General features: G+C 70.8%; 17 protein-coding genes and 1 pseudogene. 8 read left to right on the top strand and 10 right to left on the bottom strand.

Annotated features, from left to right (window positions below):
- Both CSR00_RS27630 and rsrA read left to right on the top strand, forming a co-directional pair.
- Window positions 1-183: sigma factor-like helix-turn-helix DNA-binding protein (locus CSR00_RS27630; RefSeq protein WP_281259765.1), on the top strand; the 183-nt coding region annotated here is incomplete at its 5' end.
- On the top strand, window positions 180-479 hold the full coding sequence (gene rsrA / locus CSR00_RS27625; protein WP_099025580.1) for a mycothiol system anti-sigma-R factor: 300 nt from the start codon (window positions 180-182) through the stop codon (window positions 477-479). The genes CSR00_RS27630 and rsrA, both read left to right, overlap by 4 nt.
- Before the next feature lie 99 nt (window positions 480-578).
- Here the strand turns inward: rsrA and CSR00_RS31875 are convergent, their stop codons facing one another.
- Entirely contained in the window at window positions 579-653 is a 75-nt protein-coding gene (locus CSR00_RS31875; protein ID WP_085976515.1) for a 50S ribosomal protein bL37, read from the bottom strand.
- A gap of 177 nt (window positions 654-830) precedes the next feature.
- Between CSR00_RS31875 and CSR00_RS27615 the strand changes: the two genes are divergently transcribed.
- Together CSR00_RS27615 and CSR00_RS27610 are read left to right on the top strand one after the other, a co-directional pair.
- A complete protein-coding gene (locus CSR00_RS27615) occupies window positions 831-1,046 on the top strand; it encodes a biotin/lipoyl-binding carrier protein (RefSeq protein ID WP_099025582.1) in 216 nt (71 codons plus the stop codon).
- 6 nt (window positions 1,047-1,052) lie between these two features.
- Complete coding sequence (locus CSR00_RS27610) at window positions 1,053-2,564, top strand: two-component system sensor histidine kinase PdtaS (RefSeq protein WP_099025579.1); 1,512 nt, start codon at window positions 1,053-1,055, stop codon at window positions 2,562-2,564.
- 168 nt (window positions 2,565-2,732) lie between these two features.
- Here CSR00_RS27610 and whiB1 read toward each other — a convergent pair whose 3' ends face one another.
- From whiB1 to CSR00_RS27595, 3 genes are all read right to left on the bottom strand, one after another.
- Window positions 2,733-2,987 (bottom strand): transcriptional regulator WhiB1, encoded by a 255-nt coding sequence (gene whiB1 / locus CSR00_RS27605; RefSeq protein WP_015305418.1) that lies wholly within the window; start codon window positions 2,985-2,987, stop codon window positions 2,733-2,735.
- A gap of 232 nt (window positions 2,988-3,219) precedes the next feature.
- On the bottom strand, window positions 3,220-4,194 hold the full coding sequence (locus CSR00_RS27600) for a diacylglycerol/lipid kinase family protein (protein WP_099025578.1): 975 nt from the start codon (window positions 4,192-4,194) through the stop codon (window positions 3,220-3,222).
- A 78-nt stretch (window positions 4,195-4,272) separates the two neighbouring features.
- On the bottom strand, window positions 4,273-4,815 hold the full coding sequence (locus CSR00_RS27595; protein ID WP_099025581.1) for a M15 family metallopeptidase: 543 nt from the start codon (window positions 4,813-4,815) through the stop codon (window positions 4,273-4,275).
- Window positions 4,816-5,018: 203 nt separating this feature from the next.
- On the opposite strand from CSR00_RS27595, the gene aroQ reads away from it, so the two are divergent.
- Together aroQ and CSR00_RS27585 are read left to right on the top strand one after the other, a co-directional pair.
- Entirely contained in the window at window positions 5,019-5,459 is a 441-nt protein-coding gene (gene aroQ / locus CSR00_RS27590) for a type II 3-dehydroquinate dehydratase (RefSeq protein ID WP_099025577.1), read from the top strand.
- Window positions 5,456-5,842 (top strand): hypothetical protein, encoded by a 387-nt coding sequence (locus CSR00_RS27585; protein WP_099025576.1) that lies wholly within the window; start codon window positions 5,456-5,458, stop codon window positions 5,840-5,842. The genes aroQ and CSR00_RS27585 overlap by 4 nt, the downstream gene beginning before the upstream one ends.
- On the opposite strand, the gene CSR00_RS27580 is transcribed toward CSR00_RS27585, so the two are convergent.
- From CSR00_RS27580 to CSR00_RS27570, 3 genes are read right to left on the bottom strand one after another with little or no spacing between them, the layout of a single operon-like run.
- Entirely contained in the window at window positions 5,793-6,299 is a 507-nt protein-coding gene (locus CSR00_RS27580; protein ID WP_099025575.1) for a GNAT family N-acetyltransferase, read from the bottom strand. The genes CSR00_RS27585 and CSR00_RS27580 overlap by 50 nt on opposite strands.
- Window positions 6,296-7,393: an isochorismate synthase gene (locus tag CSR00_RS27575; RefSeq protein WP_099025574.1), complete on the bottom strand. Its 1,098-nt coding sequence runs from the start codon at window positions 7,391-7,393 to the stop codon at window positions 6,296-6,298. The genes CSR00_RS27580 and CSR00_RS27575 overlap by 4 nt, the downstream gene beginning before the upstream one ends.
- Window positions 7,390-8,001, bottom strand: a complete 612-nt coding sequence (locus tag CSR00_RS27570) for an acid phosphatase (RefSeq protein ID WP_099025573.1) — start codon at window positions 7,999-8,001, stop codon at window positions 7,390-7,392. The genes CSR00_RS27575 and CSR00_RS27570 overlap by 4 nt, the downstream gene beginning before the upstream one ends.
- A gap of 42 nt (window positions 8,002-8,043) precedes the next feature.
- Here CSR00_RS27570 and CSR00_RS27565 point away from each other — a divergent pair, with 42 nt between their 5' ends.
- Window positions 8,044-8,874 carry a ParA family protein gene (locus CSR00_RS27565; RefSeq protein WP_099025572.1) on the top strand — a complete coding sequence of 277 codons (831 nt, stop codon included), beginning with the start codon at window positions 8,044-8,046 and terminating at the stop codon, window positions 8,872-8,874.
- Window positions 8,875-8,928: 54 nt separating this feature from the next.
- On the opposite strand, the gene CSR00_RS27560 is transcribed toward CSR00_RS27565, so the two are convergent.
- Both CSR00_RS27560 and CSR00_RS27555 read right to left on the bottom strand, forming a co-directional pair.
- On the bottom strand, window positions 8,929-10,164 hold the full coding sequence (locus tag CSR00_RS27560; protein ID WP_099025571.1) for an Rv3212 family protein: 1,236 nt from the start codon (window positions 10,162-10,164) through the stop codon (window positions 8,929-8,931).
- Window positions 10,165-10,176: 12 nt separating this feature from the next.
- Window positions 10,177-11,730 (bottom strand): DEAD/DEAH box helicase, encoded by a 1,554-nt coding sequence (locus CSR00_RS27555; RefSeq protein ID WP_099025570.1) that lies wholly within the window; start codon window positions 11,728-11,730, stop codon window positions 10,177-10,179.
- 319 nt (window positions 11,731-12,049) lie between these two features.
- Here CSR00_RS27555 and CSR00_RS27550 point away from each other — a divergent pair, with 319 nt between their 5' ends.
- A complete protein-coding gene (locus CSR00_RS27550) occupies window positions 12,050-12,739 on the top strand; it encodes a ferritin-like fold-containing protein (RefSeq protein WP_099025569.1) in 690 nt (229 codons plus the stop codon).
- Between the two features lie 25 nt (window positions 12,740-12,764).
- Here CSR00_RS27550 and CSR00_RS30375 read toward each other — a convergent pair.
- A pseudogene (locus CSR00_RS30375) lies at window positions 12,765-13,190 on the bottom strand (hypothetical protein); the annotation flags it as partial.

Raw genomic sequence — 13,190 nt, 5'->3', positions numbered from 1 at the left:
TACGCCGATGTGGAGGGTTTTCCGTACAAGGAGATCGCCGAGATCATGGACACCCCGATCGGGACGGTGATGTCGCGGCTGCATCGCGGCCGGCGTCAGCTGCGCGAGCTGCTGCGCGACGTGGCCAAGGACCGCGGCTTCCTGCGCGGCGAGCTCGACGAGCCCGAGGAGGTGTCGTCATGAGCAACGAGCCCGAGGAGCACTGGCGCCCCCCGGTCGGCCCGGTCGACCCCGAACATCCCGAGTGCGCGTCGGTCATCGCCGAGGTGTGGACCCTGCTCGACGGTGAGTGCACCGCGGAGACGCGCGAGAAGCTGCGCGCCCACCTCGACGCCTGCCCGACCTGTCTGCGGTACTACGGCGTCGAGGAGCGGATCAAACAGCTCATCGCGGTCAAGTGCAGCGGCGACAAGGCCCCCGAGGGCCTGCGGCAACGGCTGCGCCTGGAGATCAGCCGCACCACCATCATCCGGGGCTGATTTCCCCGAGACGTTTCCCCGACACGAGTTTCCCCGACACGACAGACCGCCCGGCTCCCTTGCGGAGACCGGGCGGTCGGTGTCTGCGTGGCGCGTGCCTCAGCTGTTGGGCCGCTTGCCGTGGTTGGCCTTGCTGTGCTTGCGGTCGCGCTTCTTCCGGCCTCGCTTGGCCATGGGTACCTCCTGATGACTGTGATGATGCTTGGTTCCAGTGTCTCACGCCGCGAAGGGTGCTCTGACCACTGCCCGGCGGGCACCGCGGCGGTCCCGGGCACACGCGTGGGCGCGCTCGGCTCGCGGTGTGGTTCGATAGAGCGGCAGTTTGATCAGTGCGGAGCAAGTGGGGTGAACATGGCCGAGGACGTTCGCGCGGAGATCGTAGCCAGCGTGCTGGAAGTGGTGGTCCGCGAGGGCGATCAGATCGGTGAGGGTGACACCCTGGTGCTGTTGGAGTCGATGAAGATGGAGATCCCGGTGCTGGCCGAGTACGGCGGCACCGTGACGAAGGTCAACGTGGCCGTCGGCGACGTCATCCAGGCGGGCCACCTCATCGCCGTGATCACCTAGGAACCCATGTCGACGCTCGGTGATCTGCTGGCCGAGCACACCGTCCTGCCGGGCGAGGCGGTCGATCACCTGCACGCCGTGGTCGGTGAATGGCAGCTGCTGGCCGATCTGTCCTTCGCCGACTATCTGATGTGGGTGCGCCGCGACGACGGAGCGCTGGTGTGTGTGGCCCAGTGCCGGCCCAACACCGCCCACACGGTGTTGCTCACCGACGCCGTCGGCACCCTCGCCGGCCCCGAGGAGCTTCCGCTGGTGGCCGCGGCGTTCCGCACCGGCGCGATCGGTCGCCAGGACGGGCAGGGCGGGGGACTGGGTATCCGCCGCCGTGGTCTGGACGTCGAGGCGGTACCCGTGCGCCACGCCGACCAGGTGGTCGCGGTGCTGACCCATCAGACCGCCTCCGCGGAGATGCGCCAGTCCAGCCCTCTGGAGGTGGCCTACCTCAAATGCGCCCATGACCTGGTGCAGATGCTCGCCGAGGGCACCTTCCCCAACGTGGGTGACATCGCGATGTCGCGGTCCAGCCCGCGGGTGGGTGACGGGTTCGTTCGGCTCGACGGCAGCGGCGCGGTGGTGTTCGCCAGTCCGAATGCGCTGTCGGCCTACCACCGCATGGGGCTCACCTCCGAGCTGGAGGGCCACAACCTCGTGGCGTTGACCCGGCCGCTGATCTCGGACCCGTTCGAGGCCGAGGAGCTCGCCGAACACGTCCGGGATTCGTTGGCCGGCGGTGCCAGCATGCGCATGGAGGTCGACGCGGGTGGCGCGACGGTCCTGCTGCGCACCCTGCCACTGGCCCTCCACGGCCGGGCGGCCGGGGCCGCCGTGCTGATCCGCGACGTGACCGAGATCAAGCGGCGCGACCGCGCGCTGCTGTCCAAGGACGCCACCATCCGGGAGATCCATCACCGGGTCAAGAACAACCTGCAGACCGTGGCGGCGCTGCTGCGGCTGCAGGCCCGCCGGACCACCAACGCCGAGGGGCGCGAGGCGCTGATCGAGTCGGTGCGCCGGGTGTCGTCGATCGCGCTGGTGCACGACGCGCTCTCGATGTCGGTCGACGAGGAGGTCAACCTCGACGAGGTCATCGACCGGATCCTGCCGATGATGAACGACGTCGCCTCCGTCGGCAGCCCGATCAGGATCAACCGGGTCGGGGCGCTGGGGGTGCTCGACGCCGATCGCTCCACCGCGCTGATCATGGTCGTCACCGAGCTGGTGCAGAACGCCATCGAGCATGCCTTCGAGCCGGGGGCCAAGCCGGGCGCCCGGACGGGCACCGTGACGATTCGCGCGCAGCGCTCGGCGCGCTGGCTCGACGTGGTGGTCCACGACGACGGCCGCGGACTGCCGGCGGGCTTCAGCCTGGAGAAGTCCGACCGGCTCGGGCTGCAGATCGTGCGGACCCTGGTGTCCGCCGAACTCGACGGGTCGCTGGGCATGCACGACGCACCCGGCGGTGGCACCGACGTGGTGCTGCGGGTGCCGATCGGTCGGCGTCCGCGCCTGACCCAGTAGTCCCGGGAAACGGAGTTCCGACGGTCGGTGTCGCTGATGTCCCTGAGAAGTCCCTCGGAATCCACGGGAATCCACGGGAATCCGCGTGAATCCGTCGGGAACTGCACGACAAAGAATTGTGGCCCCGGCAAAATTGCCGGGGCCACAATTTGTGTCTCAGGTTACCGCTCAGACCCCGCTGCGTGCCTTCGTCCGCGCGTTGCGGCGCTTGAGGGCGCGGCGTTCGTCCTCGCTCATGCCGCCCCACACGCCGGCGTCCTGGCCGGAGTCCAACGCCCAGGTCAGGCACTCGGTGGTGACGGGGCACCGGTTGCAGACAAGCTTTGCGTCGGCGATCTGAGCCAGCGCCGGGCCGCTGTTCCCCACCGGGAAGAACAGTTCCGGATCCTCGTCGCGACAGACCGCCTTGTGGCGCCAATCCATTGCTATTACTCCTATCTGGGCACGCGGCGATGCGCACCGGTTTGTCTTCGGCTGTTAACGCGTGCGCACCAAATGTTTCTGTGCTGTTGCATCTGATCGTTCCAGAGGCTGGACAGATGTCAATAGAACTGAGTTAACACGTGTGCAATGTCACTACCCGGGTCCGTTTCCGGACCCCTCACTCGTTTGTACTACACTGAATCCACCTGCGCCCTCAATTGGGCCACGCGATTTAATTATCGCAGGTCAATTGAGGTTTTGCCGGCGGGGCGACCACGCCCAGGGCGTCCGGAACGGCACGGAAGGCCATCTCGGAGCGCAATCCCAGGTAGTCCCCGTCGATCTGGCTGGCGATCGGTGTGTCGCTGACCACCTTGACCCACGCGACATCGTCGGCGCGGATCAGGTGCTTGGCTTTCACGTTCGCGCGGGCCGAGAGCATCCGCCGGGCCAGTCCCAGATTGCGCCACACGCTCATGCTGGTCGTGGCGAAGACCCCCAGCCCGGTCTCGAAGGTGCAGTCCGGGTTGGTCCAGACGGGCCGCTTGTTGGCGTAGGTCCAGGGGCTGGAGTTCGAGATGAACACGAAGTGCACGCCGCTGACCGGGTCGCGGTCGGGAAGGTGCAGCGTCAGGGTGGGTTCGCGCAGCGCCGAGCGCAGCACGGTCGGAATGGTGGCGCTGATGTAGCGCATGGCGGTGACGCCCTTGTGCTTGCGTCGCCGGGCCTCCACGGCCGCGACCACCTCGCCGTCGACGCCCATCCCCGCGGTGAACACGGCCCACCGCTCGCCGCAGTCCATCAGCCCGATCCGCCGCCAGGTCCCGGTGCGCCGGTAGTCGCCGAGCAGATCCACCAGCAGATTCGTGGCCGGAACCGGGTCGGGGGGGATACCCAGCGAGCGGGCGAACACGTTGGCCGATCCGCCCGGGACCACCGCCACGGCCGGGACCGGACCGACCGGCAACGGGCCCGGCCCGCCGAGCAGGCCGTTGACCACCTCGTTGACCGTGCCGTCGCCGCCGTGCACGATCACCACGTCGACGCCGTCGCGGCGGGCCCGTTCGGCGATCTCGATGGCATGCCCGCGGTGGTCGGTGTGTTCGACCGTCAGCCGCACCCGGCTCTCCAGGGCATGGGCGAGCAGGTCGCGGCCGGCTTCGGTGGTGCCGGTGGCGTTGGGGTTGACGATCAGCACGGCGCGCACGGGGCATGAGCCTAACCGGCGGGGGTGTCCGGGCACCCTCCGCCCGCACCGGCGTCAGCAGCGCTGAGCCGGCGGCGGTCAGCCGGCCGCGTCGGGCAGCAGGGGTGGGCAGCTGCCCAGATGGTCGGCTGCGAGCTCGAAGTGCCAGACCTCGTTGGCGTAGATCTGGCACAGCCCGAACCGCGGACCGTGGGCGATGAGCCACTGGTCGGCGCCCGCGCCGCCGACGTCGACCGCCTGCCCGGTCACGTGGCGCGACCCTTCGGGGGTCTCCACGTACCGGCGGGCCAGCGCGAGGGTGCCGTAGGTCTGCACGGCGTCGTCGAGCAGGCGCTGCTGGAACTGCGGGGACCGCCAGCCGGAGTTGATGGTCATCGTGATGCCGTCGGCGGCCGCCGCGGTGGTGGCGTTCTGGATCGCGGTCAGCAGGGCCGGTTCCAGGTTCCCGATCGCCGGGTCGGCGACGTCGAAGGCGGTGAGCACGTCCCCGGCGGGTAGCGAACCGTCGCCGGGATCCCCCGGGGGCGCAGGTGGTGGATTCACCGTCACCGTGTCGTCGGCCAGCGCCGCCGGGAGCGCCGGGGACAGCGGCAGCACCCCCAGCGTCATTCCTAGAGCCATTCCCAGGGCCATTCCTGGGGCCACCGCCGCCGGCCCCACTGCGGCGGCCATCCTGCGCACCACGATCCGCACCCGTCCCACCCTACTGAGGAGCTCTCCGGGCCACCGTCGGCTTGTCGCGCCGGCCCACGCACACGGGTCCCGGCGGGTGGGCGGCCGGAAATGCCCGCGGCCCCGGCAGCGCCGTTCGGTACGTTACGGGGGTGACCGAACGTCGCCTGCTCCTCGTCAACGGCCCCAATCTCAACCTGCTGGGCACCCGGCAGCCCGAGATCTACGGGGCGACCACGCTGGCCCAGATCGAGCAGATGGTCGTCGACGTCGCCGGCGGCCTGGGCTTCTCGGTGCGGGCCGTGCAGAGCAACCATGAGGGGGTGCTCATCGACGCCATCCACGCCGCCCGTGACGACTGTCGGGGCATCGTGATCAATCCGGGCGCCTTCACCCACACCTCGGTGGCGATCGCCGACGCCCTCAGCGCCGTCGAGCTGCCGGTCGCCGAGGTCCACCTGAGCAACGTGCACCGGCGTGAGCCGTTCCGGCACCATTCGTATGTTTCCGCCGTCGCCGAGATGGTCATCGCCGGCGCCGGCCCGCTGGGCTACGAGTACGCGGTGCGCTACCTGGCGGGCGGGTTGGGGTGACGCGACCGCCGGCCGTGCGATTCGCCGGCTTCCTGGTGGCCGCCGAGGGGGCCGTGGGCCTGGTCGTGGCGGTGATACTGCTGGTCCGCGCGCTGGCCGGGGCAGACCAGCATGTTGTCAGCGGGTACGGCACCGCGATCTGGTTCCTGCTCATCGGCGGCGGCGTGGCCGTCGGCGGTTGGGCCCTGATCACCGGGCGCCGGTGGGGTCGCGGCATCGCCGTGCCGACCAACATCCTGTTGTTGCCGGTCGCCTGGTACGTCTTCAGCTCGCACCAGGTGGTTTACGGCGTCGGGGTGGCGGTGCTGGCGTTGGCGACGCTGGGCCTGCTGTTCAGCCCGCCGGCGGTGCAGTGGGCGGCGACGCGTCCGCCAGAGCGGTGAGCTCGGGGCCCGACACCCGGTAGGTGGTCCACTCGCTCAACGGTTGTCCGCCGACCCCGTCGTAGAGGGCGATGGCGTTGGTGTTCCAGTTGAGCACCGCCCACTGCAGCCGGCTGAACCCGTTGTCCACGCATTCGCGGGCCAGGGTGGCCAGCAGGAGGCGGGCCAGGCCGCGGCGGCGGAACGCCGGACGCACGAACAGGTCCTCCAGATAGATGCCGCCGACGCCGTCCCAGGTGGAGAAGTTGACGAACCACAACGCCATCGCGCCCAGCCGGCCGTCGAAGTCGGCCACGTGCGCGTGGGCGATGGGTGTGTCGCCGAACAGGGCGGTGCGGATCTGCTCCTCGGTGACGGTGCACTCGGCCGCCGCCTGTTCGAACTCGGCCAGTTCGTGGATCATGGCGGTGATCTCGGCCTCGTCGCCGGGCCGGGCCCGCCGGATCTCGTCGGTCATGGCTGTACTCCCAACCCGGTCAGTATCGTCCGGAATTTCGCGGTGGTTTCGTTGACTTCGTCGGCGGGGTCGGACTCGGCGACGATCCCGCCGCCGGAGTGGGCCAGCGCGGTGCGGCGGTCGGCGGACAGGCGCGCACACCGGATCGACACCACCCACACCCCGTCGCCGTCGGCGTCGCACCAGCCGACGGCTCCGGCGTAGAAGCCGCGGTCGCCCTCGAGCTCGCCGATCAGCGCCGCGGCGTCCGCGGTCGGCACTCCGCCGACGGCCGGCGTCGGATGCAGCGCGCGCGCCAGATCCAGTGCGCTGGTGGCGCCCTCGCGCAGCCGACCGTCGATCTCGGTGCTCAGATGCCACAGCGAGTCGGTGGCGTGCAGCGTCGGTTCGGGCGACACCCGCAGATCGGTGCACAGCGGCGCCAGCGCCTGCACCATCACGTCGATCACCAGCTGGTGCTCGTGGCGGTTCTTGGCCGACCGGGCCAGGGCGGTTCCGGCGGCGCGGTCGGCGTCGGGATCGGCGTGCCGCGCCGCCGACCCGGCGAACGGCCGGCACGTGACCCGGTCGCCGCGGCGGGCGACCAGCAGCTCCGGGCTGGCCCCCACGAGCGTCTCCCCGGCGTAGGCGGGCCCGGCGGGGGACAGGTCGACCAGATAGGCGTAGGCGGCCGGGTCGGCGTCGATCAGCCGTTGCAGCACCGTCGTCGCGTCGAAGGGTGCCTCGGCCACCAGACGCAACGCCCGGGCCAGCACCACCTTGTGCAGGTCCGCGCCGGGGCTGCGCAGCCGCTCGACGGCCGCGGCCACGCGGTCGCGGTGCTCGTCGACCGGGGGCAGCGTCGTCGACGCGGTGACCGTCGGCGGGTCGTGGCGGGGCCAGCGCGGCAGATCGGCGCCGAACCGCACCGCGGTGGGCCGGTGCAGGGCGCAGGGCGCGGCCGGATCGAACGGCAGGGCGCCCACCACCACCGGTGCGGCTCGGCAGCGCAGCGCCGCGTCGGCGGCCGCGACCTCGGCGTAGGGCGTCTCGATGCCCCGGGCGAGCACCGTGCCGGTCGGACCGGACAGCGCGAACGACGGCTCGGCCGTCACGGCGTCACGGCCGGCTCGCGGTGCGCGGTGAGGCCCAGCGACTTCAGCTGGCGTAACCCGTACTCGAACCCGCACACCGACACCGAGGCGGGCCCGAAACCGAACCGTGCGCCGTCGCGCAGCGGCTGCTCGACCCAGCGGGTCAGCACGGCGCGGGAGAAGTGCCCGTGTCCGACGAACACCACGTCGCGTTCGCTCATGTGGTCCAGCGCGAGGCTGACGGCCTGGTCGGCACGCACGCTGACCTGGTCGACGGACTCGCCGCCGGGGCAACCGTAGGTCCACAGCAGCCACCCCGGCACATCGGTGCGGATCTCGTGGGTGGTCAGGCCCTCGTACTGCCCGTAGTTCCATTCCGAGAGCAGCGGGGTGACCTCGTGCACCTGCAGCCCGGCGAGCTCGGCGGTGGCCCGCGCCCGCAGCCGGGGGCTGCTGAAGACCATCGGGTCGTCCAGGCCGAGGTGGTCGATCGTCCACGCCGCCAACCGGGCCTGCTCACGGCCGTTGTCGGTGAGATCCAGATCGGTGGTGCTGGTGTGTTGCCCCGATTTGGACCATTCGGTCTCGCCGTGGCGAAGCAGGACCAGCCGATGCGTGCCGACACTCACGCTGCCCGATTCTGCCCGATGTTGCGTGCGGGACGGGACGAGATGAACACCACATGCCAGGATGGAGGCGTGGGGACGCATGTGTTGGCGGTGGCCAACCAGAAGGGCGGGGTCGCCAAGACGACGACGGTGGCGTCGCTGGGCGCGGCGATGGTCGAGGAGGGCCGCAGCGTTCTGCTGATCGACCTGGATCCGCAGGGGTGCCTGACGTTTTCGCTGGGGCAGGACCCCGACAAGCTGCCGGTGTCGGTGCACGAGGTGCTGCTCGGGGAGGTCGAGCCCGGCGCGGCGCTGGTGCAGACCGACGAGGGGATGACCCTGATGCCGGCCAATATCGACCTGGCCGGCGCCGAGGCGATGCTGCTGATGCGCGCGGGCCGCGAGTATGCGCTCAAGCGTGCGCTGGCCAAGCTGGAGGCCGCCGACCCGTTCGATGTGGTGATCGTCGACTGTCCGCCGTCGCTGGGCGTGTTGACACTGAACGGCCTGACCGCCGCGGCGGAGGTGATCGTGCCGTTGCAGTGCGAGACGCTGGCCCATCGTGGCGTCGGCCAGTTCCTGCGCACGGTCACCGACGTCCAGCAGATCACCAACCCCGATCTGGCACTGCTGGGGGCGCTGCCGACCCTCTACGACTCGCGCACCACCCACAGCCGTGACGTGCTCTTCGACGTGGTCGACCGTTACGACCTGCCGGTACTGGCGCCGCCGATCCCGCGGACCGTGCGCTTCGCCGAGGCCACCGCCTCGGGGTCGTCGGTCATCGCCGGGCGCAAGAACAAGGGCGCGACCGCCTACCGTGAGCTGGCGGCGAGCCTGCTCAGCCACTGGAAGTCCGGCAAGAAGCTGCCGACCTTCACCCCCGAGCCCTAGGCGCCCGGCCCCGTCCTGGCGCTGTCGTAGCGCTGCCGCTGCCGCGCCTTCGGCTCAGCCCGCCTCGGGACCCAGCGCGACCAGGGTGTGCCCGCGCTGTTCGAGCACGGTGGTGCCGGACACCGCCGGGGTGATCGCGGTCGCCACCGTCGGACGGTCCACCGCGATGACCCGCTGCCGTACCCCGGTGGCGGGGTCGTAGACGCCGATGCCCCCGGTGACCGGGATCAGGAGGCGGTCGGCCATCAGCGTGGCCGGTCCCAGCGGCAGCACCGGCCCGTCGGCGGCCACGGAGTAGCGGTATTCGAGGTTGTCCGCCGAGAACACCAGCACCTCGGTCCCGGTCCACCAGGTGACGTAGTCCCCGGGCCGGGTCACGGTACCGGCCGGGTCGGCCGAGGACGGCGGCTCGGCCAAGGTGATGTTGCCGATCTCGGTGCCGGTGGCGTCGATGACCGACACGTGCGGCCGCGGCGTCGGAACGTAGACCGCGGTCGTGGTGTCGGCCACCGCCAGGACCCGGGCTCCGGAATCCGGGGTGACACCGGGCTGGGGGACGTCGCGGATCTGGGGTTCGTCGTCCTGGTCGGACGGTGTCAGCAGGGTCAGGCGCAGGTCGGCGCTGTCCGGGCAGGCCTGATAGACCGACACCTGCGAGGAGCTGGCCGCCGCCGAGGTCAGCCGGCACCCCTCACCCAGGCCGACGTTCACGGGCTTGACCCGGGCGTCGATCTCACCGAAGCCGATCATCCGCACCAGGTCGGACCGCCACAGCTCCAGCCGGGTCGGCCCGGCGGCCAGCACCGTGGTGCCGTCGGAGGACAGCCGGATGCGGTCGTCGGCGTAGCCGGTGCGGGTGGGCCCGCGCCGGCCGGTCGAGCCGTCGATGCTGCTGACCTGCCCGCACCCCCGGACGTCGGGATACACCGCGACGGCGTACTGGTACACCCAGGTCACCCCGCACAGCTCGCGGTCGCGGGAGAAGGTCCAGATGGTCCGGCCGGTCACCGGGTCGTGGCCGTCGACGGTGCGCCCGTCACCGGTGACGACCGCCCCGCCGGCGATCACCGGCCGCGTCGTCTTGGCGCTGGGCGCCGACCACAGCTCGGTCAGCGCCCCCGGGACCGAGCGTGCCGAGGGCGCGGCGGTGACCGCGGTGTCGGCCGGGCGGCTCTGGGTGGCCCTGGCGTCGCTGGTCCACCAGATCAGGGCGGCCACCAACACCACCACCGCACCGATCGCCGTCGCGGCGAGAACGTCGGCCTTGGTCCGGCGTTCGGGTCTGACCATCAAGCGCCGGTTCTACCCCGCGTTCACCGCGGTGGCGGTGCCGTCTGCACCCGGCTGAGCGGCCGCGGGCCTGCCGCGGCGCCGCCGACGGCGTCGCGGCGCCGAGTGGCCCCCCTCACCGTTGGCCGCGCCGTTGGCCGTGTCGTTGGCGGCCTGCTGCCCGCCGTCGCCCGCGTCGGTGGACGCGGAGGTTTCGGGGTGGCCGGTGGCCGCCTTCCCGCCACGGGTGCGCCGGCGTTGCCGGTTCCGGCTGCGCGGCTTGTCGGCGCCCGCGCCGTCACGGTCGCCGCTCTTCTGGTCGCCGTCGCGGCGGCTGGAGCGCCGTTCCGATTTGTGCGGGGTCCCGACGGCGCCGGCGGCGTCGGCCGGGATGTCGAGCTCTTCGTAGATGTGGGGGGAGCTGGAGTAGGTCTCGGCCGGGTCGGGGCAGCCCAATCCCAGCGCCTTGTCGATGGTCGTCCAGCGGGGCAGCTCGTCCCAGTCGACGAGGGTGATGGCCACGCCGGTGCGTCCGGCGCGGCCGGTACGGCCGATGCGGTGCACGTAGGCATGCTCGTCGTCGGGGCACTGGTAGTTGATGACGTGGGTGACGTCGTCGATGTCGATACCGCGGGCGGCCACGTCGGTGGCCACCAGCACGTCCACCGAGCCGGTGCGGAACGACTTGAGCGCCTTCTCCCGGGCGATCTGGCCGAGGTCACCGTGCACCGCGCCGACCTTGAAGCCCCGCTCGGCCAGCTCGTCGGCGACCTTCTGCGCGGTGCGCTTGGTGCGGGTGAAGATCATGGTGGCGCCGCGGCCGGCGGCCTGCAGCACCCGGCTGACCAGCTCGACCTTGTCCAGGGCGTGGGCCCGGTAGACGAACTGCTCGGTGGAGTCGTGGGTGGCCGCCGAATGGGGTGCCTCCGCACGGATGTGCGTCGGCTGGTTCATGAACGTGCGGGCCAGGGTGATGATCGGATCCGGCATGGTCGCCGAGAACAGCATCGACTGCCGGTCGTCGGGGGTCAGCCGCAGAATCCGCTCGATGTCGGGCAGGAAGCCCAGGTCGAGCATCTCGTCGGCCTCGTCGAGCACCAGCATCGACAGCCCGCCGAGCTGCAGGTGGCCCTGCTGGGCCAGGTCCAGCAGCCGGCCCGGGGTGCCCACCACGACGTCGGCGCCGGCGCGCAACGCCTCGATCTGCGGTTCGTAGGGGCGTCCGCCGTAGATGGACACCACCGACAGGGCGCGGCCCTCCTCGGCGGTCAGGTACTTGGCGGCGCCGCACAGGTCGTTGTACACCTGCAGGCACAGTTCGCGGGTCGGCACCACGACCAGGCCGCGCGGGGCCCCCGCCAGGGGGCGGTTGGCGTCGGTGGTGATGCGGTGCAGCATCGGCACCCCGAACGCATAGGTCTTGCCCATCCCGGTTCGGGCCTGCCCGATGAGGTCGTCACCGGCCAGCGCCAGCGGCATGGTCAGTTCCTGGATGGCGAAGGGGGTTTCGATGCCCTTTTCGGCCAGGGCGCGGACGATCTCGTCGCGCACCCCGAGGGCGGCGAATGTCTTGTTGAGTACGGTCATGTGGTTGCGTTACAGCCTTTCAGTCTCGGTCCGAGAAGTCGTTTCCTCGTCGCGTTCACCACGCGCGCACGAGTTCGATCGGATCGAGACCGGGCATCGCCGAAGATCCTGCGATGGCGCCGATTCACGAGGGCCCTGCACCAGATGACGGGCGAGCCGACAACGTGCACGCACATTTCTTGTGGAGTGGCGAAACACCACGTCCGTGACCCATTGTAGCTGGTGGCCCCCGACAGGCGGGATGCGCCGCTCCGGAGGGCCCGGAATCGGGTCGGGAACCGACCCCGGTCAGCCACTACAGTGACCTCATGAGGACCTCATGAGTTCGACGCAACCCGCCGGCACGCCCGCCCCGGCCGCCCGGGTGCCCGCCGACCATCCGGGCATCAACGAGCTCTTCGCGCTGCTGGCCTACGGCGAGGTCGCCGCCTTCTACCGACTGACCGATGAGGCGCGGATGGCGCCCAACCTCAACGGCCGCATCAACATGGCCAGTATGGCCGCGGCCGAGATGGGCCACTACGAGCTGCTGCGCGACGCGCTGACCTCACGCGGCGTCGACGTCGTCCCGACGATGTCGCGATACGCCTCGGCGCTGGAGAACTACCACCGGCTGACCACCCCGAGCACCTGGCTGGAAGCGCTGGTCAAGACCTATATCGGCGACGCGTTGGCCGCCGACTTCTACCTGGAGATCGTCGACGTGCTGCCCGACGAGGTGGCGGCTGTGGTGCGTGGGGTGCTCTCGGAGACCGGGCATTCGCAGTTCGTCGTCGCCGAGGTCCGCGCGGCGGTGGCGGCCAGCGACATGCAGCGCAGCCGCCTGGCGCTGTGGTCGCGCCGGCTGCTCGGCGAGGCCATCACCCAGGCCCAGTACGTGCTGGCCGAGCACGACGAACTGGTCGACCTGGTGCTCTCGGGTGCCGACGGGCTGGCGCACATGGCGCAGTTCTTTGAACGGCTACAGCGCACCCACGCCGATCGGACGGCGGCACTGGGCCTTTCCTGAAGTCTTTCCTGAGCCGGCGGTCCCGCTACTGCGAGCAGGTCGCAATCGGCGAATTGTTGTCCTGGGCGACGAGCACCGCACCGGCGCCGTCGGTGATGGCGCAGTTGAGCTGTCCGGTGAGGCTGGTCGCGGTCACCGAGCGCGTCTGCACCCCGGGATTGAGGGTCAGGGTCTTGCTCCAGGGCAGCGCGACGTTGATGTCGGTGCGCGGGAAGCCCTGCTCATCGGAGTAGATGATGGTGACCAGATCGATGAGCTGGCGGTTTCCGGTGACGGTGTAGGTCACCACCCGGTCGGGTGCGGGAGCCTCGGCCGGCGGGGGCGGCGGGGGAGGCTGCGGGGCCGGGAAGCCGTCGGCCGACGGGCTCGGTGTCACGGTGACGACGGTTTCCGGGGCCAGGGACTGCTCCGGAACCGGTCGCGGCCCGCCCGGCGGTGCGGTTGCCATGAA

Origin of the sequence: Mycolicibacterium palauense (assembly GCF_002592005.1) — a bacterium.
Classification (GTDB): domain Bacteria; phylum Actinomycetota; class Actinomycetes; order Mycobacteriales; family Mycobacteriaceae; genus Mycobacterium; species Mycobacterium palauense.
This window is presented reverse-complemented; position numbering and strand designations above follow the sequence as displayed.

What these genes read in the sequence shown, in the direction of transcription:
- rsrA (WP_099025580.1), top strand. Translation starts at nt 180, where the DNA reads ATGAGCAACGAGCCCGAGGAGCACTGGCGCCCCCCGGTCGGCCCGGTC.
- CSR00_RS27615 (WP_099025582.1), top strand. Translation starts at nt 831, where the DNA reads ATGGCCGAGGACGTTCGCGCGGAGATCGTAGCCAGCGTGCTGGAAGTG.
- CSR00_RS27610 (WP_099025579.1), top strand. Translation starts at nt 1,053, where the DNA reads ATGTCGACGCTCGGTGATCTGCTGGCCGAGCACACCGTCCTGCCGGGC.
- whiB1 (WP_015305418.1), bottom strand. Translation starts at nt 2,987, where the DNA reads ATGGATTGGCGCCACAAGGCGGTCTGTCGCGACGAGGATCCGGAACTG.
- CSR00_RS27595 (WP_099025581.1), bottom strand. Translation starts at nt 4,815, where the DNA reads ATGGCTCTAGGAATGACGCTGGGGGTGCTGCCGCTGTCCCCGGCGCTC.
- CSR00_RS27580 (WP_099025575.1), bottom strand. Translation starts at nt 6,299, where the DNA reads ATGACCGACGAGATCCGGCGGGCCCGGCCCGGCGACGAGGCCGAGATC.
- CSR00_RS27565 (WP_099025572.1), top strand. Translation starts at nt 8,044, where the DNA reads ATGAACACCACATGCCAGGATGGAGGCGTGGGGACGCATGTGTTGGCG.
- CSR00_RS27560 (WP_099025571.1), bottom strand. Translation starts at nt 10,164, where the DNA reads ATGGTCAGACCCGAACGCCGGACCAAGGCCGACGTTCTCGCCGCGACG.
- CSR00_RS27555 (WP_099025570.1), bottom strand. Translation starts at nt 11,730, where the DNA reads ATGACCGTACTCAACAAGACATTCGCCGCCCTCGGGGTGCGCGACGAG.
- CSR00_RS27550 (WP_099025569.1), top strand. Translation starts at nt 12,050, where the DNA reads ATGAGTTCGACGCAACCCGCCGGCACGCCCGCCCCGGCCGCCCGGGTG.